This is a genomic window from Kribbella sp. NPDC051936, from assembly GCF_040680955.1.
Classification (GTDB): Bacteria; Actinomycetota; Actinomycetes; order Propionibacteriales; family Kribbellaceae; genus Kribbella.
In genome coordinates this window covers 77547-95306 of sequence record NZ_JBFAXS010000007.1, presented here as the reverse complement: position 1 = coordinate 95306, position 17760 = coordinate 77547, and the positions used below count along the sequence as shown (strand labels likewise).

Annotated in this window: 13 protein-coding genes; 8 read left to right on the top strand and 5 right to left on the bottom strand. The window is 70.0% G+C overall.

What is annotated here, in order from left to right:
- Window position 1 precedes the first annotated feature (1 nt).
- A complete protein-coding gene (locus tag AB0L64_RS24900) occupies window positions 2–1264 on the top strand; it encodes a hypothetical protein (protein WP_363713671.1) in 1263 nt (420 codons plus the stop codon).
- A gap of 242 nt (window positions 1265–1506) precedes the next feature.
- Here the strand turns inward: AB0L64_RS24900 and AB0L64_RS24895 are convergent, their stop codons facing one another.
- From AB0L64_RS24895 to AB0L64_RS24885, 3 genes are all read right to left on the bottom strand, one after another.
- On the bottom strand, window positions 1507–2457 hold the full coding sequence (locus AB0L64_RS24895; RefSeq protein WP_363713669.1) for a type IV toxin-antitoxin system AbiEi family antitoxin domain-containing protein: 951 nt from the start codon (window positions 2455–2457) through the stop codon (window positions 1507–1509).
- A 191-nt stretch (window positions 2458–2648) separates the two neighbouring features.
- On the bottom strand, window positions 2649–4178 hold the full coding sequence (locus AB0L64_RS24890; protein WP_363713667.1) for a fibronectin type III domain-containing protein: 1530 nt from the start codon (window positions 4176–4178) through the stop codon (window positions 2649–2651).
- A 134-nt stretch (window positions 4179–4312) separates the two neighbouring features.
- Window positions 4313–6532, bottom strand: coding sequence for a LamG-like jellyroll fold domain-containing protein (locus tag AB0L64_RS24885; RefSeq protein ID WP_363713665.1), 2220 nt, complete (start codon window positions 6530–6532; stop codon window positions 4313–4315).
- Between the two features lie 155 nt (window positions 6533–6687).
- Between AB0L64_RS24885 and AB0L64_RS24880 the strand changes: the two genes are divergently transcribed.
- The gene (locus AB0L64_RS24880; RefSeq protein WP_363713663.1) at window positions 6688–8310 is read left to right on the top strand and encodes a Wzz/FepE/Etk N-terminal domain-containing protein; all 1623 of its coding nucleotides are present in this window, start codon (window positions 6688–6690) and stop codon (window positions 8308–8310) included.
- An 8-nt stretch (window positions 8311–8318) separates the two neighbouring features.
- Entirely contained in the window at window positions 8319–9593 is a 1275-nt protein-coding gene (locus tag AB0L64_RS24875; RefSeq protein ID WP_363713661.1) for a hypothetical protein, read from the top strand.
- Here the strand turns inward: AB0L64_RS24875 and AB0L64_RS24870 are convergent.
- Together AB0L64_RS24870 and uxaC are read right to left on the bottom strand one after the other, a co-directional pair.
- The gene (locus AB0L64_RS24870) at window positions 9579–11096 is read right to left on the bottom strand and encodes a right-handed parallel beta-helix repeat-containing protein (RefSeq protein WP_363713659.1); all 1518 of its coding nucleotides are present in this window, start codon (window positions 11094–11096) and stop codon (window positions 9579–9581) included. The genes AB0L64_RS24875 and AB0L64_RS24870 overlap by 15 nt on opposite strands.
- A 42-nt stretch (window positions 11097–11138) precedes the next feature.
- Complete coding sequence (uxaC, locus tag AB0L64_RS24865; protein WP_363713657.1) at window positions 11139–12551, bottom strand: glucuronate isomerase; 1413 nt, start codon at window positions 12549–12551, stop codon at window positions 11139–11141.
- 141 nt (window positions 12552–12692) lie between these two features.
- On the opposite strand from uxaC, the gene AB0L64_RS24860 reads away from it, so the two are divergent.
- Genes AB0L64_RS24860 through AB0L64_RS24840 form a run of 5 tightly spaced genes read left to right on the top strand, consistent with a single transcriptional unit; the run spans window position 12693 to window position 17748 of the window.
- Window positions 12693–13691: a LacI family DNA-binding transcriptional regulator gene (locus AB0L64_RS24860; RefSeq protein WP_363713655.1), complete on the top strand. Its 999-nt coding sequence runs from the start codon at window positions 12693–12695 to the stop codon at window positions 13689–13691.
- Between the two features lie 58 nt (window positions 13692–13749).
- Window positions 13750–14976 carry an extracellular solute-binding protein gene (locus tag AB0L64_RS24855; RefSeq protein WP_363713653.1) on the top strand — a complete coding sequence of 409 codons (1227 nt, stop codon included), beginning with the start codon at window positions 13750–13752 and terminating at the stop codon, window positions 14974–14976.
- A complete protein-coding gene (locus AB0L64_RS24850; RefSeq protein ID WP_363713651.1) occupies window positions 14973–16031 on the top strand; it encodes an ABC transporter ATP-binding protein in 1059 nt (352 codons plus the stop codon). The genes AB0L64_RS24855 and AB0L64_RS24850 overlap by 4 nt, the downstream gene beginning before the upstream one ends.
- Complete coding sequence (locus tag AB0L64_RS24845; RefSeq protein ID WP_363713649.1) at window positions 16028–16906, top strand: sugar ABC transporter permease; 879 nt, start codon at window positions 16028–16030, stop codon at window positions 16904–16906. Before AB0L64_RS24850 ends, AB0L64_RS24845 begins: the two co-directional genes overlap by 4 nt.
- Window positions 16903–17748 (top strand): ABC transporter permease subunit, encoded by an 846-nt coding sequence (locus tag AB0L64_RS24840; RefSeq protein ID WP_363713647.1) that lies wholly within the window; start codon window positions 16903–16905, stop codon window positions 17746–17748. The genes AB0L64_RS24845 and AB0L64_RS24840 overlap by 4 nt, the downstream gene beginning before the upstream one ends.
- Window positions 17749–17760: the final 12 nt, after the last annotated feature.

The window sequence follows — 17760 nt, the reverse complement described above, 5'->3', positions numbered from 1 at the left end:
GGTGAGAATCCGGCGGCCGAAACTCCGGCGGCTGGCCGGACCGGCCGGTCGCGCGAGCTGGGGTTTGGCCGACCAAGCCCTGTCGAGTCTCAGTAACCTCGCCGTCGGAGTCGTGGTCGCACGGTCGAGCACGGTCGCGGACTTCGGTGTCTACGCCCTCGCGTTCGGCGGTTACACGATCGCCCTCAACGTGTCCCGGGCAGTCTCCACCGAGCCGCTCGCCGTGCGGCACTCCGGCGACCGCACGCCGGACTGGCAACGAGCTGTCCGGGCCAGCACGGCGACGGCGGTGCTGTGCGGCCTCCTGGCTCTGGCCGTCGGGTTGGCGATCGCGGCATTCCCCGGTGTTCCGTCGAGAGGTGTCCTGATCGCCTTCGCCGTCACCATGCCGGGACTGCTCCTGCAAGACGCCTGGCGCTGGGCGTTCTTCGTCGTCGGCGAGGGCCAGAAGGCCTTCGTCAACGACCTCATCTGGCTCCTGGGCATGCTGGCGATCTTCGGCGGGCTGTACCTCACCGACACGGCGTCGGCGTTCTCGCTGACGTTCGCGTGGGGACTCGGCGCGGTGATCGCGGCGATCGCCGGCCGCTTCCAGGCAGGCGTCGCGCCGCGCCGGCAGCTGATCCGCGAATGGGTCCGGCGGAACTGGGACCTGACCCCGAAGTACGTCGGGGAGATGCTCGCGGTGTCCGGCACCATCCAGGTCTACATGCTCGGCATCACCGCGGCCGCGGGCCTGGTCGCGACCGCGGGCATCCGTGGCGCCCAGGTCCTGCTGGGCCCGGTGAACGTGCTGAACCAGGGCATCCGGATGATCTCGGTCCCCGAGGCGGCCCGCGCGCTGCGGCACTCGTACCGGCGGCTGTGGCTGGTCGGGCTCGCGATCTCGCTCGGCGTCGGCGCGGGCGCGCTGGCCTGGGGTGCGATCTTCCTGCTGCTGCCCCCGATCGTCGGGCGGGAGCTGCTCGGCCCCGGCGTCTGGACCCAGGCCCACAACGTCCTCGTGCCCGTCATCCTGCTGCAGGCCCTCGGCGCCTCGAACGCCGGCGCCTTCGCGATCCTCCGCGCGCTGACCGCCGCCACCCGCGGCCTCCGGGTCCGCCTGATCTCGTCCGTCGTCCTGATCACCTGCGGCATCGGCGGCGCCTACCTCTGGGGGCCCGAAGGCGCGGCCTGGGGCCTGGCCGGCGCCTCCTTCGCAACCCTCCTGCTCTGGTGGAACGAAGCCCACCGAGCGATAGCGGCCCACCGCCGCACCCCCTGACAACGCACTACCCCCAGCCAACGCACTGCCCCGCCGGCCAACGCACCGCCCCCGCCCAATGGCCATCTCAGGGGCCAACCCCGCAGGTGGTCGGTTGACCCCTTGCATGCAGGAAGGTGAACCGGCAACGTGCGGGGTTGACCCCTGAGATGGCCACCGCGGCGCGTGATGGGGCGGTCGGCGGCAAGAGTGCTGTGAGGAGGCGCCCCGGCGTGGGGCGCTGTGCGGGTGCTGGTGGTGGGCTACGCGGTACGGCGGGCGCGTGCGAAGGCGGCCCGGATACGTGCAGCCGTGTGGGCCGGACGGTCGAGGTCCGGCCAGGTCGTCCGGACGACCTCGAGCCCGATTCCGCGCAGCCGGTCCTCGCGGATCTTCTCCCGGACCAGTACCTCGGCAGAGGCGTCGGCGTACTTCAGGATGCCGTCGAACTCGACCACGGTGATGTAACCGTCGAAGTCGAAATCGACCCGGCCGATGATCCCGTCGCGGTCGCGATGGACGACCTGGAGATTGGGTGCCGGCAGTCCTTGGGTGTGCATCAGGACCCGCATGCGAGATTCGCCCACCGACTCCGATCTGCCGTCGGCGAAGGCGAGCGCCGCCCGGGCGGTGGCACTTCCCGGCCAGAACTCGGTCTGCCGCAGCAACCTGGCAAGGTCGTCCGTATCGACCGCGTGATCGCGCAGCGCCACGTCGGCGAAGACCACAATGGCTTCGAACGATCCGGTGCAGGCGGATTCGACGACAGCTCTCGGAAGCGCCGTCGCGGTCAGGCCATCGAGCTCGGTCAGGTCGTCGGAGGTCAGACTGCCTCGGTGGAATCGGACACCGGCTACTGGACCGCTGTGTCTGCGTTCGTCCAGGCGACTGAGGTGAACCTCCGACAGGTCCATGCCCCACAACGGCAGGCCGTGCAGGGCGAGCGCCGACTGGTGGCTGACGGCAACGGCGCCTGGTCGCATCGAGTTCATCGCGGCGTACACCAAGCGCCGATAGTTGAACAGCTGTCGGTCCCAGGGCGTCAATCGGCTCAGGTCGACAGCTTCGGCGTACTGCCCGTACCGCACCCGCAGCCACCGTCCGCTGCGGAGCCGGTCACGAATGCCCCGCGGTGTGTATCCGCACTCGATGGCCTGCGCTCGGCTGAACACTCCGCCTTGACCGGCGGCCAGCACCGTCAGTACAGGATTCATCCCGCAAGGATCGTCCATCCAGGACGTGCTCCGCAGCTCTCGCCGCCCGGGCTGTGGATAACGCGGACCACCCCAGCCACGAACGTCTGAGGGGTCAACCCCGCGGGTTGCCGGTTGCGCAGGCGGATTCTTCCTCCGCAACCGACCATCCGCGGGGTTGACCCCTGAGATGTCCGACAGGAGAGGGGCGGTTACGGGATCTTGATGCTCGCCGAGGCGCCCTTCCGGATGTTGCGGCCGTCGTGGACCTCCACGTGGTACGTGTACGTCGAGCCGCGCGCGAGGCCGCGGTCGACCACCTGGTAGACCTTGCGGGGCTGCCAGAAGTAGGACGTGTACTGGTTCGAGCCGACGTTCAGCGAGCCACGGAAGACGTTGTACGTCAAGGTCAGGTTGTCGAGGTCGTAGGTGTCGGTGTAGCTCACGTACACCCGGCCGGACGTCGTCGCCGTCAGCGTCGGAGCCTTCGGCAGGCCGGGAGCCGCGCCGCCGGCCACGTTGGTGAACCGGGTGATGCCGACCTGGATGGTGCCGTTCACGTGCAGGAAGTCACCGCCGACCCACAGGTCGGTGGCGGTGCCGGCCATCGCCAGCGGACCGACCTGCGTGGTGCTCTTCGGGTTCGCGTCGGTGTTCGGGAACCAGGGGCCGAGGTTGCCGTTGATCGCGCTCTCGACGAGCAGGTAGTGCGTGCCGGTGCCGTCGGGGAACCCGTTCGGCGACGAGCTGCAGTTGTGCGCGTGCGAGCCCTTGTAGACCCAGTTGCCGATCGCCTTGATCGCCTCGGTCGCACCCAGGCAGGTGTTCTTCCACAGCAACTGCCCGGTGCTCACCTGGGCGGCGAGGACACCGTCGTAACATCCGCCGCCGTCGCCGCCGTTCGACACGAAGACCTTGTCGCCCAGGGTGTCGATGTCCTTCACCCGCGTGGTGCAGGTCGCGGTCGGCTTCGGGATCGCCGCCGCGGCCGGGAACGCGAACGCCGCGCCGGTGGTGTTGTTCAGCATCGCCAGCGAGTAGTGGTCCTTGCCGTTGATCGTGCTGAACGGGCCGCCGACGAACACCCGGGTGCCGTTGTCGGCCACGTCGACCGCGTACACGTCGTTGTTCGCGTTCGGGTTCCACGGCAGCAGGTCGCCCTGGATCAGCCGGACCGCGCCCAGCCGGTTGCGGGTGGCGCCGTCGATCGCACGGAACGCCCCGCCGATGAAGACGCTGTTGCCGTAGATCGCCAGCGCCTTCACCCGGGCCGCCACGACCGGGTCCCAGGCCGCGACCAGCTTGCCGGTGGCGACCGAGAACATCGCGATCTTGCTGCGCCGGATGCCGTTCACCGTGGTGAAGTCACCGCCGATCACCACCCACTTGCCATCCGCGCTGGTGGCGATGGCGTACACCGGGCCGTTCAGGGTCGGCGCGAAGGCGGTCGGCTTCCCGGTGGTGCGGTCGAAGGCGGCGACGTACGTGCGGACCGCCTCCGGCGCCTGGCCGGAGGCCTTGCCCGGCTGCCGGAGCCTGGTGAACAGACCACCGGCGAACACGGTGTTCCCGGCGATCGCCAGCGCGTTCACGCTGTTGTTGGTCTGCCACGAGGTCTGCTTGATCGCCGAGACCGCGGAAGCGAAGCCCGGCTGCGCCGCCTCCACCGGCGGTCCGGAGGGGATCAACGCCGCGGCCACCACGGCCACGACGGTGATGGCGGCCAGCACTAACTTCTTCATTTATGTCCTTCGACTGGGCGGGGATCAGTCAGCGCGTGCCTCATCACGCACCAGCGAAGGACATTAGCGCTGCAGGAGGCCCACTGGAAACGGGCCTCCTGATCGCGTTATGAGTTTGTGCCAGAGTTAACTTTTCACTTTGCGGCGTAGTGGGACTGGACCTGGAGCGGTGACAGCGCGTACGGGTAGACCGCCGCCTCGTCGATGCCCATCCCGGTCTGCGTCGCTCCGCCGCCCGGCCACGAGTTCGTCAGGTCGTAGCCGACCCGCCACCACCCGTAGTAGATCGACGCCGGTCCGACCAGCGCGCTGCCGGACAGGACACCGTCGACATACAGCTTCATGGCGCCGTTCTCATAGCTTCCGACGACGTGGTGCCACTGGCCGTCGTTCTTACCCGACGGGCTGGTCAGCGTGCGCTGCGAGCCGTCGTTGACGCCGAAGACGATCGAGCCGTTGGTCCGCATGTACAGCATCCGGTCGCCGCCACCGCCGCTGTTCCCGGTCTTGGAGTTGCCGAAGCCGATGATCCGGCCGCCGCGGTTGAAGCCGCTCTGCTTGACCCACGCCTCGACCGTGAACTGCTGCGGCATGCTGTACGCCTTCTCGCCGACCATCCGGCCACTGCTCGTGCTGGTCGTCATCGAGGTGTTGCCGGCGATCGCCCCGGCGCCGCCCAGCGTGACGCCGGTGAACGTGCCGTTGTTGCTCTGCCCGGAGGAGTCGACGGACGTCGTCGTCCCGGCCGGCTCGCCGAGCCGCCAGTACGCCTGCGGGCCGTCCGCGTTGACGATCTGGTCGTACGCCGTCGACGCGGCCGAGGCGACCGTGATCGGGTCGGAGTAGTTGCCGCGCACCGTCGTGCTGCCGTCGGTGACCTCGACGCGGTAGTTGGTCTGCTCACCCGGCGCCGAGGAGGTGTCGGTGTAGCTCAGCCAGGGCCGGTCCCACGGCGTGGACTTGGCCGTCCAGGTCGCGATCGTGGTGTTGCTGAAGCCCTTGAGCAGCCGGTACGTCAGCGTGCTGTCGTCGTTGTCGACGACAGTCGGGAAGTGGATCTGCACAACCCCCGGCTGGACGCTGTACGGCGTCAGCTTGGCCGGCTTCGCCGGGGCTGCGCCCGGAGCGGCGTTGGTGAACCGGGTCAGGCCTTGCTGGCCGGTGCCGTTCACGTTCAGGAAGTCGCCGCCGACCCACAGGTCGTTGCCGCCGGACGCGAACGCCAGCGGGCCGACGTTCGTCACGCTGTCCGGGTCGGCGTCGGTGTTCGGGAACCACGGGCCGAGCGAGCCGTCGGTCAGTTTCTCGCTCAGCAGGAAGCGGTACCCGAAGCCCTGCGGGAAGCCGCCGGCGCCCTGGTTGGCGCAGTCGTGCGCGTGCGAGCCCTTGTACAGCCAGCCGTTGACGACCTTGACCGCCTCGGTCGCGCCCAGGCACTGGTTCTTCCACTTCAGCGTGTTGGTCGCGATGTCGGCCGCCCAGGTGCCGTCGAAGCACCCACCGCCGTCACCGCCGTTGCCGAAGTAGACGGTGTCGCCGCTGGCGTCGATCGTCTTCACCCGGGTCGTGCAGGACCCGTTCGGCGGCGGTACGGCGGAGGCGCCGGGGAACGGCAGCACCGCGCCGGTCACCGGGTCGAGGCTCGTCACGGTGTTCTGCGTGGTGCCGTTGACGGTGCTGAACTGACCGCCCGCGTACACCTTCGAGGCGTCATCGGCCGCGTCGACGGCGTACACGTCGCCGTTCACGGCCGGGGCCCACGGCAACAGCGTGCCGGTGTCGGCGGCGACCGCGGCGAGCCGCAGGCGGTCCAGGCCGTTCACCAGGCCGAACGAACCACCGAAGTACACCGTCGTGCCGGAGACCGCGATGCTCTTGACGCGATACGAGACCGAAGGCTTCCAGTTCGCCACCAGGTCGCCGGTGGCGGTGTCGAAGGCGGCGATCCGGTTGCGGGTCTGGCCGTTGACAGTGGTGAAGTCACCGCCCACGAAGATCCGGGAGCCGTCCGCGGACGCGGCGACCGCGTAGACCTGACCGTTCAGCACCGGGGTGAACGAGGTGACCAGCGCGCCGGTGCCCGCGTCGAAGGCCGCCAGATAGGCCTGCCCGACCTCGCCGGTCCCGGGCGTGGCGCCCGGCGGGCGAACGCTGGTGAAGCGTCCTCCGGCGTACGCCTTACCGGCGGCGACCGCGATGCCCTGGACGCTGGCGTTGGTCTGCCAGGTCGAGCTGCTGGTGGCCGCGAGCGATGCCTCGATGCTCTGCGCCGGCGCCGCGATCAGCACGGTCCCGACGACGGCCAATGCCGTCCCTACGACCCCCAGCCGTGTGAACAGCCGTCTTTTCGTCATGTAGCGATGTCCCCCCTTGGACATGATCGGCGCGCGTGGCGCCTGACCCCTCAGAAATCCCCCGGGAAGAGAGTAGGGCACAACCGCGAGATCGCGTGAGCGTCCCGTCCGCACCTGTGGATATCCTGGGGCGCTGGCGAACCAGGAGGTAACGGATGGAACCGGGCACCGTGGTCTGGCGGGAGACCGCTCAGTCACTGCTGCGGCAGAAGTGGCTGATCCTCGGCTGCATCCTGCTCGGGCTGCTCGGCGCCTCGGTGTTCGCGCTCTCCCAGACCGAGCGCTGGACCGCCTCGAGCCAGCTGGTGATCGGCCCGGCCGTGCCGCCGGCGCTGGTCGGCAAGCTGTCGACGTCCGCGGACAAGAGCGGCCCGCTGGGGATGGACCTGCCGGCCGAGACGCAGGCGCGGGTGATGGCGAGCCCGACACTGCTCAAGGCCGTCGTCAAGGCGCTCGGGATGCCGGACAACGACCAGACCATCCAGAACCTGGCCGCGGTCACCCGGGTGAAGGCCGTCACCGACAACGCCTACCTGGTCACCACCGACGGCCCGACCGCGCAGACGGCGGTCGACCGGGCGAACGCGATCGCGACGATCTACCTCGCGCAGCGCAACGCCGAGGCCAAGGCGCTGCTGACCAACCTGGCCGAGCAGGCGCAGGCCCGGTCGAAGACGGCGACCCAGCAGTCCCGCAGTCTGGTCAGCCAGATCGACGAGGCGGTCGGCCGCGGCGACAACCAGACCGCCGCGGCGCTGCGGGACCAGCGGGTCGGCCTGGCGACCGAGGCGCGGCAGGCCGCGGACGACGCGGCCGCGATGCTGAAGGCGCTGTCGACGGTCGGCTCGGGGAGCCAGCTGGTGACGCCCGCGACGACCGACACCGCGAGCTCGTCGCCGATGGTTGCCCGCGACATCCTCGTCGGCGGGATCCTAGGCCTGGTGCTGGGCTTCGGCCTGGCGCTGCTGCGCTCGCACCTGACGCCGTACATCCTCACCCGTGACCAGGCGGCGCGGGCGGCGACCGCGCCGGTGATCGCGGCCTCCGAAGGCAACCGGCGCCGGTTCTGGCAGCGGTCCGCCCCGGAGCTCCCGCAGTACGAGATCACCGCGCTCGGCGCGGAGGCGAGCGGCGCGCTGGCGCGGCGTGAACTGAACCCGCGGGCCTTCGCCGGCGGCGGTCCGGGCGCGCTCCTGGTCGTGTCGGCGTCCCCGACCCCGAACTCCGCCGGTATCGCGCTGGCCATGGCCGAGGCGAACGCCCGTGACGGCCGCGAGACCCTGCTGGTGCTGGCCGACATCGAAGGTACGCCGGTCCTCCCGCACCTCACCGGCCACGAGGGCCTGACGGATCTGGTGAACGAGCCGGCCGCCACCCGCGCGATCCGGGCCCGGAAGCTGTTCCGCCCGGGCACCGTCGCGGACCTGTACGTCCTGCCGCCGGGCCTGAACCACGAGGAGACCGCCGCGGCGGTCGGCCCGTCGCTGGTCCCCGGCATCGTCGCGGACCTCCCGCCGGGATATTCCGTGGTGATCCACGGTCCCGCCTCGGTCGGGCGGCACGGCATCACGCCGCTGGCCGCGGCGGTCGACGCCTCGGTGCTGGTGGTCCAGGTCGGCCTCGACAAGGAGATGGACGTCGCGCGGCTGACGGGCGCGCTGCAGTTCGCCGGGGCCCCGGTGCTCGGCGTCGTCCTGATCGGCACGTCGACCCAGGACGAGACGCTCGGCATCCCGCTGAACTACAAGCCGCTGGACGCGGGCACGCCGTCGCGCTGATGGGCAGCATGTCGGGCACACGCTTGGCTCCGGCGGTGCCGGGCACGGTCGAGGGCGAGAGCGAGCGCCCCGCCTGGTTCTGGCTGCTGCTGTGGTGCCTGTTCGTGCTCGGCGTCCAGCCGTGGTCGTCACGGGTCGCGGCGCCGCAGGGCACCACCGGTTCCACGAACAGCATCGCCAAGGGTTTGCTCCTCGGTGCGGTCTTCCTGGTCGCGCTCGCGGCGACCAAGCCCGGGTTCCGGACGCGGGTGAATCCGGCCTCCTGGCTGTACGTGATGTACGTGCTGTTCGCGTGCGCGACCGCGTTCCTGCTGGCCGAGCCGATGGGGCCGCTGACCCGCCTGGCCCGGTTCCTGATCGGCCTGGTGCTGATCTTCCTGCTCTGGCGGCCGCTGGTCCAGGTGCCGGAGCGGCTGGTCCGCGCGCACCTGTGGGCCCACCTGTTGCTGGCAGCAACTGTCGTGCTGAGCCTTGCCTACGCGCCGTCGCAGGCGTGGCGCCCGCTGCGGTCCCTCGGCGCCGGCTACCGGCTGCAGGGCGTCATCATCCCGATGCTGCCGCCGCGCGTCGGCGAGGTCGGAGCGGTGCTGCTCGGGCTGGCGGTGATCGGGCTGGTCTGCCGGAAACTGGCCACGCTGCCCGCGGTGACGCTGATCGGGCTCGGCGGTGTGCTGATCGCGGCGAGCCGGACGCGGACGTCGGCGGCGGCCGTCGCGTTCGGCCTGGTGATCGCGCTGATCATCACCCGGAAGACCTGGACCGGCCGATTCGTGAGTCTGGCCGTACCGGGGTTGCTCGGGCTGGCGTTCCTCACCATCGGCTCGCTGCACGACTGGCTGCTGCGCGGCCAGAGCACGCGGCAGATCAGCTCGCTGAGCGGCCGGACCACCAGTTGGCAAGCGGTCCTCGACGAGAAGGTGTCCACGCAGACCGCGATCATCGGCCACGGCCTCGGCAACAAACGGGTGCTGCTCACCCGCGGCGAGGGTGACGTCGACGTGATGGCGATCGACAACAGCTGGCTCGGCCTCTACTGGGAGACCGGGCTGCTCGCGGTGGCGATCGTCGGGCTCGCGCTGATCCTCGCCTGGGTGTCGGTGCTGCGCGCGCCGACGCCGTACGTCAAGGCCTGCGGCGCCCTGCTGCTCGGATACGTGACGGCTGCCTCGCTGAACGAGAGCGGTCTGTCGGACCTGTCGTCGATGACGGTGCACCTGCTGGTCGCCGCGGCGATCTGCGATGCGGACCGGCTCCGGCAGCGAAGACGTTCAGCTGCTCACTGAATCCTTGTCGAAGCCGGACTGCTGCCACTCCGGCCAGGTCATCGTCCTGCCCCGGTACGCGAACCGGTCGGCGCCCTGGTAGCTGTTGCGGCGGAAGGTGACGGATCCGGGCTGCGTCGGCGAGCGCTTGTTCTCGACGACTCCGAGCGTCGACTCCTCGCTCATCACGACCAGGTTGCCCTCGACCAGGACGTTGCGCAGGACGTACGTGCCGCGCGGGCCGTCGCCGCGGGTGCGGGACTGGATCGACAGCGCGTTGCGGTTGTCCTGGATCAGGTTGCCGCGGACCTGGACGTCGGACGACGTGTTGACGTTGATGCCGCCGCCGTCCCAGAGCGTGCCGCCGGACCCGCGGCCGGTGCCGAACCCGTTGCGCTGGACGACGTTCTGGTCGATGACGCCGGCGTAGCTGATCTCGTACCGGATGCCGTCCGCGGCGTTGTCGCGGATCCGGTTCCCGGTGATCCGGCGGTCGTACTCCGCGATGTCGCTCCACATCCCGATGCCCTTGTTGGCGACGATGTCGTTACCGCTCACCTCGCCGGACGACCGCGTCGACTTGATCCCGCCGGACTCCCAGTCCGCGATCCAGAACCCGTCGGTGTTGTTGCGGGTGACGAGGTTGGCGGTGATCTTCACCTCGGCCGACTTGTACTGGCCGATGCCGAGCTGGCCGTTGTCGGCGACCGTGTTCCGGCTGACCTCGGCGTTGTCGCCCTCGATCACCATGATGCCGACGGCGTGGTTGCGGCGGACCTCGTTGCCGGTGACCTTCCAGCCGGTGCCGACCTGGACGGCGCCGCCCTGGGGCCTCGAGGCGAAGTGCTCGATCGTGAGGCCGGTGACGGTCACGTCGTCCGCGGACTTCTCGATCGCCGTCCGCGTCCGGGACATCTCGACGACGTGACCGGCCGGGTCGTCGGCGACGTACACGACGTTCGCGGTGTAGTCGCCGTAGAACGTGCCGGGCTTCAGCTGCGCACGGTTCATGACCCGGGTCAGAGGTTTGCCGTCCACGAACAGCTGCTCGCCGAGCTGACAGGGGTTGGTCTTGTTGTCCTCACACTGGCCTTTGAGCGGGTACGCCGGGGGCAGCACGCCCTGCACCGACCAGGCAGATCCGTTGCGGGCCCACCCGGTCAGCCGGATCGCACCGCTCAGCACTGCGCCCGGGTCGCCGGCGAGCGTGTCTTTCTGGCGTGGGCGGATCGCTCGCGTGATGCGGTGCAGGCCCTTCGTGAAACAGAAGGTGGTGCCTTCGGGGGCGGCGTCGATGATCGGCTGCGGGTCCACGCCGACCGCGATGGCAGTCCCGCTGCACGGTTTCGCCGTACTCGGGCCCGTCGGTCCGAGTACGGCGGCGGCCGCGGCCGGGGGAGCGGTCGGAACCGTCACCGTGACGGTCGGCGGGGCCTTCGACGGCTCGGGCGCGGTGCCCGTGTCCGAACACCCCGACAACACCAGCACCGCGGCTCCAGCAGCCGCGACGGCCCCACGCCTCATCCCGGTCCCTTCACGCACCCCCGGCGAACAGATTGCGTGAGACTACCGGTTGGAGAGGTACGTGTCCTTCGCCAGGTCGTACGCCAGCGCCTTGGCGACCTGGAGCGCGTCGTCCTCGTCCAGCCGGTGCTGGACGACGAGGTTGGCCAGGTAGCCGGCGTCGATCCGGCGCGCGAGGTCGTGCCGCGCCGGGATGGACAGGTACGCGCGGGTGTCGTCGACGAATCCGCTGGTGTTGTAGAAACCGGCGGTCTCGGTGACGAGTTCGCGGAACCGGCGCATACCGTCGGGGCTGTCCAGGAACCACCACGGCGCACCCAGCCGCACGGCCGGGTACACGCCCGCCAGCGGTGCCAGCTCCCGGCTGTAGACCGTCTCGTCGACGGTGAACAGCACCAGCCGGAAGTTGTCGGCGTGCCCGAACCGCTCGAGCAGCGGCCGCAGCGACCGCGTGAACTCGGCCGCGACCGGGATGTCGTGCCCCTGGTCGGGCCCGTACGTCGCGAAGAGCGCCGGGTCGTGGTCCCGCAGGACACCCGGGTGCAGCTGCATGACGAGACCGTCCTCGGCCGACATCACCGCCGACTGGTACAGCATGTGGCCCGCGAACGCCTGGGCGTCCGCCGGCGTCACATCACCCTTCAGCGCGCCGGCGTAGATCCTTTGCGCTTCCGCGTCGGTCAGCGGGACGGCGGCGGCGCTGAGGTGGCCGTGGTCTGTTGCCCGGGCGCCTGCGGCGACGAACGCTTGGCGACGCTGCCGGAGGGCTTCCAGGAATCCGTCGTACGTCGAGGTGTCGACGTCGGCCAGCGCACCGAGCCGGCTGATGAGCTGCGGCCAGCCCTCGCGGTCGACGTGCGCGACGGCGTCCGGGCGGAAGGTCGGCACGACCCGGCCGGGCAGGTCGGCGGCCAGCTGCGCGTGCTGGGCGAGGTCGTCGGTGGCCGCGTCGGTGGTGGAGATCAGCTCGATGTTGAAGCGATCCAGCAGCGCTCGCGGCCGGAAGCCGGGCTCCGCGATCCGCGCCATGATCTGGTCGTACAGCTCGTCGGCGGTCTCCGCGGAGGGGTGCACGGTCAGCCCGAGCACCTCGGCGAACTCGTGCTCCAGCCAGTAGCGGCTCGGCGTGCCGAGGAAGAGGTGCCAGTTGGTGCAGAACTCGCGCCAGATCTCCCGCGGCTCGGCGGTCTGCCGGCCGTCGCGGCGGGGGAGCCCGAGCTTGTCGGGAGAGACGCCCTGGGAGATCAGCATCCGGGTCACGTAGTGGTCCGGCACGACCAGCAACTCGGCCGGGTTGCCGAACGGCGCGTCCGCGGCGAACAGCCCGATGTCGACGTGACCGTGCAGGCACAGCAGCGGCAGGTCCTTCGTCGAGGCGTGGATCCGGCGGGCGACCTCCCGCGCGGCGCCGGCCGGCAGGGCGCGGTCCGGATGGGGCTGCAGAGCCTTCGGCATTGATCCTCCGATGCTGGGCTGAAACGTGTTCTGCAAAGGATTGCAGCCGGACCTTGTCAGCACAAGCCGCCGTCCACGACCCGGTGCCTTGACACAAACTGCAACCGATTGCAGACTCAACCCCGACCTGAGGAGATAACTATGGCGGCAACGATCCGGGACGTGGCGCGGCTGGCCGGCGTATCGCCGTCCACGGTCTCGCGGGCGCTCTCGCTGCCCGGCATGGTCAACGCGGCCACCAGGGCCCGCGTCGCGGCCGCGGTCGAACAGCTCGGCTACGAGCCGAACCGGGCCGCCCGCGGCCTGATCACCGGCCGGACCGGCACCATCGGCCTCGTCGTCCCCGATCTGGCGAACCCGTTCTTCGCCAGCCTCACCAAGGGCGTGCAGGCCCGCGCCCGGCACCACGACGTCGCCGTCTTCGTCGCGGACACCGACGAGGACCCGGCCGCCGAGGCCGGCCTGGTGCGGGCGCTGTCGAAGCAGGTCGACGGCGTCGTGCTGTGCTCGCCGCGCGCGAGCGACGCGGAGCTGGAGGCGATCGCCCAGGACACGGCCGTCGTGCTGGTCAACCGCACCGCCGGAGGCCTGCCCGGCGTCACCTACGACAACGAGGACGGGATGCGGCAGGCCGTCGCCCATCTCGTTGCCCTCGGCCACCGCCGGATCGCCTGGGTCGGCGGGCCCGCCACCTCCTGGTCGACCCAGCACCGGGGCGTCGGTCTGCGCGCCGCGGCCGAGGCGCTCCAGGCCGAGCTGGCGCCGGTCGGCAACTTCGCGCCGACGTACGAGGGCGGCATGGCGGCCGCCGATCAGGTCGTCGCCACCGGCGCCACGGCGGTCGTGGCCTACAACGACCTGGTCGCGATCGGTCTGCTGGCCCGCCTGCACAGCCGCGGCATCTCGGTCCCGGGCGACCTGAGCGTGGTCGGGGTCGACGACATCGCGATGTCCAGGATGGCCCGGCCGGCGCTGACCACGGTCCGGCTGCCGAAGCAGGAGGCCGGCCGGATCGCCGTCGAGCTGCTGCTCGCACTGCTCGACGACCCGGACGCCGCCCAGGGCCAGCGCTTGAAGCACGGGGAACTGCACGGGGAACTGATCGTCCGGGACTCGACCGGACCAGCACCACAGAAGTGATCACCCCGGCGCGGCGGCGACGCCGTGCCGGGCCCGCCCTGATCCGAGGAGACACCCGATGCATCTGCAGCGGAAGATGATCGCGGTCACCGGCCAGTTGGCCGTGCTGACCGTGCTCGCCATGTTGACCGCGTGCGGCGCCCCGGCGCCGAACAAGCCCGCCACCGAGAGCGGTGGCGACGTACCCGAGAAGCCGGCCAAGGCCGTCACGCTGAACGTCCTCGACGTGGCCGGCAATCTGCAGCTGACCCAGGGGATGATCGACGACTTCGTCCAGCAGCACCACGACGTGATCTCGAAGGTCACCTACTCGAAGGGCCCCGCGCCCGAGCTGGCCGGCAAGATCAAGGCCCAGCAGAACGCGAACCGGGTCGACATCGACCTGGTGCTCACCGGCACTGACGGGCTCGCGGCCGGTCAGGAGCAGGGCCTGTGGACCGACCTGCTCTCGAAGTACTCCGACCGGCTGCCGGGTATGAAGGACTACCTCCCGCCCGCGCAGAAGATGCAGGAGCTGGGCGGCAAGGAAGGCGTGACGGTCACGTACTACCCGTCCGGTCCGCTCCTCGAGTACATGCCGTCGAAGGTGGCGTCGCCGCCGAAGACCGCCGCGGACCTGCTCGCCTACGCGAAGGCCAACAAGGGCAAGGTCATGTACGCCCGGCCCGCCAACTCCGGCCCCGGCCGCACGTTCCTGATGGGCCTGCCGTACATCCTCGGCGACAAGGACCCTAAGGACCCGGTGAACGGCTGGGACAAGACCTGGGCGTACCTGAAGGAGCTCAACCAGTACGTCGACTTCTACCCGTCCGGCACCGCCGACACGATGAAGGCGCTCGCCAACGGTTCCGCGAACATCATCGCGAGCACGACGGGATGGGACATCAACCCGCGGGTGCTCGGCACGGTCCCGAAGGAGGCCGCGATCACGCCGCTGGAGGGCTTCCACTGGGTCACCGACGCGCACTACGCCGTCGTACCGAAGGGGGTGTCGGCCGACAAGCAGGCCGCGATCCTGCAGCTGCTGCAGTTCATGCTGACGCCGGAGCAGCAGGCCAAGGCGTACGACAAGGGCTACTTCTACCCGGGCCCGGCGATCAAGGGCGTCGAGCTCGCGCAGGCGCCGCAGGAGAGCAAGGACGCGATCACCGAGTTCGGCCGGCCGGAGTACGACAAGCTGATTGCCGACAATCCGACCGAGGTGCCGCTGGACGCGAAGGCGCTGGTGGCCGCCTTCGACAAGTGGGACCGCGAGGTCGGCGGCAGCAAGGTGAAGAGCCAGTGACCTCGGCGACCTCGGGATTCACGCAGCTCCGGCTCGACGGCGTCACCCGCCGGTTCGGTACGGCGGACGCGCTGAGCGGGCTGGACCTGACGATCGAGCGGGGCGAGTTCATCGCCCTGCTCGGACCGTCCGGCTGCGGCAAGTCGACCGCGCTGAACTGCCTGGCCGGCCTGCTCCCGCTGACCGCGGGCGCGATCTGGCAGGACGACCAGCGGATCGACACGCTGCCGCCCGAGAAGCGCGGGTTCGGCATGGTGTTCCAGAACTATGCGCTGTTCCCGCACCTGACCGTCCGGGACAACATCGCCTTCGGGTTGCGGATGCGGCACCTGCCGAAGGACGACGTCCGGCGGCGGACCGCCGAGGCGATCGAGATGGTGCAGCTGACCGAACACGCGAGCAAGTTGCCGGGCCAGCTGTCCGGCGGGCAGCAGCAGCGCGTGGCGATCGCCCGCGCGACCGTCCTCGAGCCGTCGCTGGTGCTGATGGACGAACCGCTGAGCAACCTGGACGCCAAGCTCCGGCTGGAGATGCGCACCGAGATCCGCAGGCTGCACCAGTCGCTCGGGCTGACGACCGTGTACGTGACGCACGACCAGGAGGAGGCGCTCAGCATGGCCGACCGCCTGGTCGTCATGCGCCAGGGCAAGGTCCAGCAGATCGGTACTCCCGAGCAGGTCCACACGAAACCGTCGACCTGGCACGTCGCCGACTTCATGGGGTACCGCAACCTGCTGCCGCTGAAGGCCGCGCAGCCGCACGGCGACCAGGTGACGGTCGAGCTCGGCGGTACGCCGGTCCGCGGCGCCGCGCAGGGCGCCGTCGCGCACGGAGACGACGTGATCGCCGCCGTCCGCCCCGAGGACCTCAAACTCAGCGACGACGGCGTGAAGGGGCTCGTCGAGGTCGTCGAGTACCAAGGGCGCGAGCGGGCGGTCGAGGTGGTCCTGGACGGGGACCTGCGGGTGCACGTGCGCACCGAGCAGCGGGTCGAGCCGGGGGAGCGGGTGGCCTTGGCCGTCACGCCGGGGCGGCTCCTGGTGTATCCGTCATGAGCGCGACCTGGCAGCACCGGCTGGCCGAGCGCGGCGTCGACCGGCGGCTGTGGTTGTTGCTCCCGGCCACGATCTTCGTCCTGCTGCTGTTCGTCTACCCGTTCCTCTACGGGCTCAGACTGTCGTTCCAGCCGATGAACGGCGGCGGCGTGCTGGCCAACTACGACAAGTTCTTCAGCGACGCCTATCAGCGCGACACGATCGCGACGACGCTGAAGATCGCCATGCCCGCGGCGCTGCTGAACGTGCTCGCCGCGGTGCCGATCGCCTTCCGGCTGCGCGGCCGGTTCCGCGCCAAGCGGCTGCTGACCACGATCCTCGTCGTACCGATCACCTTGGGCACGGTCCTCACCGCGCAGGGGCTGCTGAACTACCTCGGCCCGACGGGCTGGTTCAACCGGACCCTGCTCAGCCTGCAGATTGTCGACAATCCGATCCGGCTGACGAACAACTACTGGGGCGTGTTCTTCTCACTCGTCATCACCGGCTTCCCGTTCGCGTTCCTGCTCGTGCTGTCGTACCTGTCCGGTATCGACCCCACGCTGGAGCGGGCCGCGGCGACCCTCGGCGCGTCGCGGGCGCAGCGCTTCCGCCGGATCACGCTCCCGCTGCTCGCGCCCGGATTGGCGACAACCTTCTTGCTGACCTTCGTCCTCGCGTTCTCGGTGTTCCCGTCCGCGGTGCTGGTCGGCAACCCGGCGGGATCGACCCGCGTCATCTCGCTGGCCGCGTACCAGGCGGCGTACGAGCAGTACGACTACGCGTACGCGTCGGCGATCGCGATGGTGATGGGCGCGGTCGAGTTGATCGTGGTGGCGGTCGTGCTGCTATGGCGGTCGCGGCTCTACACCGGATCGACGGGAGGCAAGGGATGAACGCGAAGGCGAGATCCGTCCGGGCCACGCCGCTCGGCTGGGTGATCTGGGCCGTGGTGGTGTTCTTCTTCGTGAACCTGGCCGGCGTCGTGTTCTCGGTGCTGGTCAGCTCGTTCGGCACGAAGTGGTTCGACACCTGGTTCCCGAGCGGCTTCACCACCCAGTGGTACGGCGACGCGTGGCGCGAGTTCACGCTGTTCCACGTCATCGTCGTCACGCTGCTCGTGTCGGCGCTGGTCGTCGTACTGTCGGTGCTCGTCGGCGCGCCCGCGGCGTACGTGCTGGCCAGGAAGAACTTCCCCGGCAAGCGGCTGGTGTACTTGACGTTCCTGCTGCCGATCCTGATGCCGCCGATCACCTACGGCATCCCGCTCGCGACCGTGCTCTACAAGTTCGGTTTCGCGGGACACCTGTCGGGGGTCGTGCTGGCGAACCTGGTGCCGTCGGTGCCGTTCGTGATCCTGACGATGACGCCGTTCATCGAGCAGGTCGATCCGCGGATCGAGGACGCGGCCCGGATGCTCGGCGCCGGCACCCGCGCGGTGTTCCTGAAGATCCTCGCCCCGCTGCTCGTCCCGGGCCTGCTGGCCTCGGCGATCCTGGTGCTGGTCCGCACCGTCGGTATGTTCGAACTGACGTTCCTGACCGCCGGACCGGACTCGCAGACCCTCGTGGTCGCGTTGTACTACTCGATGTCCGCCGCGGGCATCCGCGCGCAGCAGTCGGTCGACGCGATGGCCGTCATCTACACGGCGATGATGCTGGTCCTGCTGGTGGTGGCGCTGCGCTTCGTGAACCCCACGCAACTCGTGGCCCGTGTGAAGGAAGAACCCTCAGAGTGAAAGGTTCCGTCA

Excerpts from the sequence above, each read along its gene's own strand:
- AB0L64_RS24895 (WP_363713669.1), bottom strand. The coding sequence starts at position 2,457 with ATGAATCCTGTACTGACGGTGCTGGCCGCCGGTCAAGGCGGAGTGTTC.
- AB0L64_RS24880 (WP_363713663.1), top strand. The coding sequence starts at position 6,688 with ATGGAACCGGGCACCGTGGTCTGGCGGGAGACCGCTCAGTCACTGCTG.
- AB0L64_RS24845 (WP_363713649.1), top strand. The coding sequence starts at position 16,028 with ATGAGCGCGACCTGGCAGCACCGGCTGGCCGAGCGCGGCGTCGACCGG.
- AB0L64_RS24860 (WP_363713655.1), top strand. The coding sequence starts at position 12,693 with ATGGCGGCAACGATCCGGGACGTGGCGCGGCTGGCCGGCGTATCGCCG.
- AB0L64_RS24890 (WP_363713667.1), bottom strand. The coding sequence starts at position 4,178 with ATGAAGAAGTTAGTGCTGGCCGCCATCACCGTCGTGGCCGTGGTGGCC.
- AB0L64_RS24885 (WP_363713665.1), bottom strand. The coding sequence starts at position 6,532 with ATGACGAAAAGACGGCTGTTCACACGGCTGGGGGTCGTAGGGACGGCA.
- uxaC (WP_363713657.1), bottom strand. The coding sequence starts at position 12,551 with ATGCCGAAGGCTCTGCAGCCCCATCCGGACCGCGCCCTGCCGGCCGGC.
- AB0L64_RS24840 (WP_363713647.1), top strand. The coding sequence starts at position 16,903 with ATGAACGCGAAGGCGAGATCCGTCCGGGCCACGCCGCTCGGCTGGGTG.
- AB0L64_RS24875 (WP_363713661.1), top strand. The coding sequence starts at position 8,319 with ATGTCGGGCACACGCTTGGCTCCGGCGGTGCCGGGCACGGTCGAGGGC.
- AB0L64_RS24870 (WP_363713659.1), bottom strand. The coding sequence starts at position 11,096 with ATGAGGCGTGGGGCCGTCGCGGCTGCTGGAGCCGCGGTGCTGGTGTTG.
- AB0L64_RS24855 (WP_363713653.1), top strand. The coding sequence starts at position 13,750 with ATGCATCTGCAGCGGAAGATGATCGCGGTCACCGGCCAGTTGGCCGTG.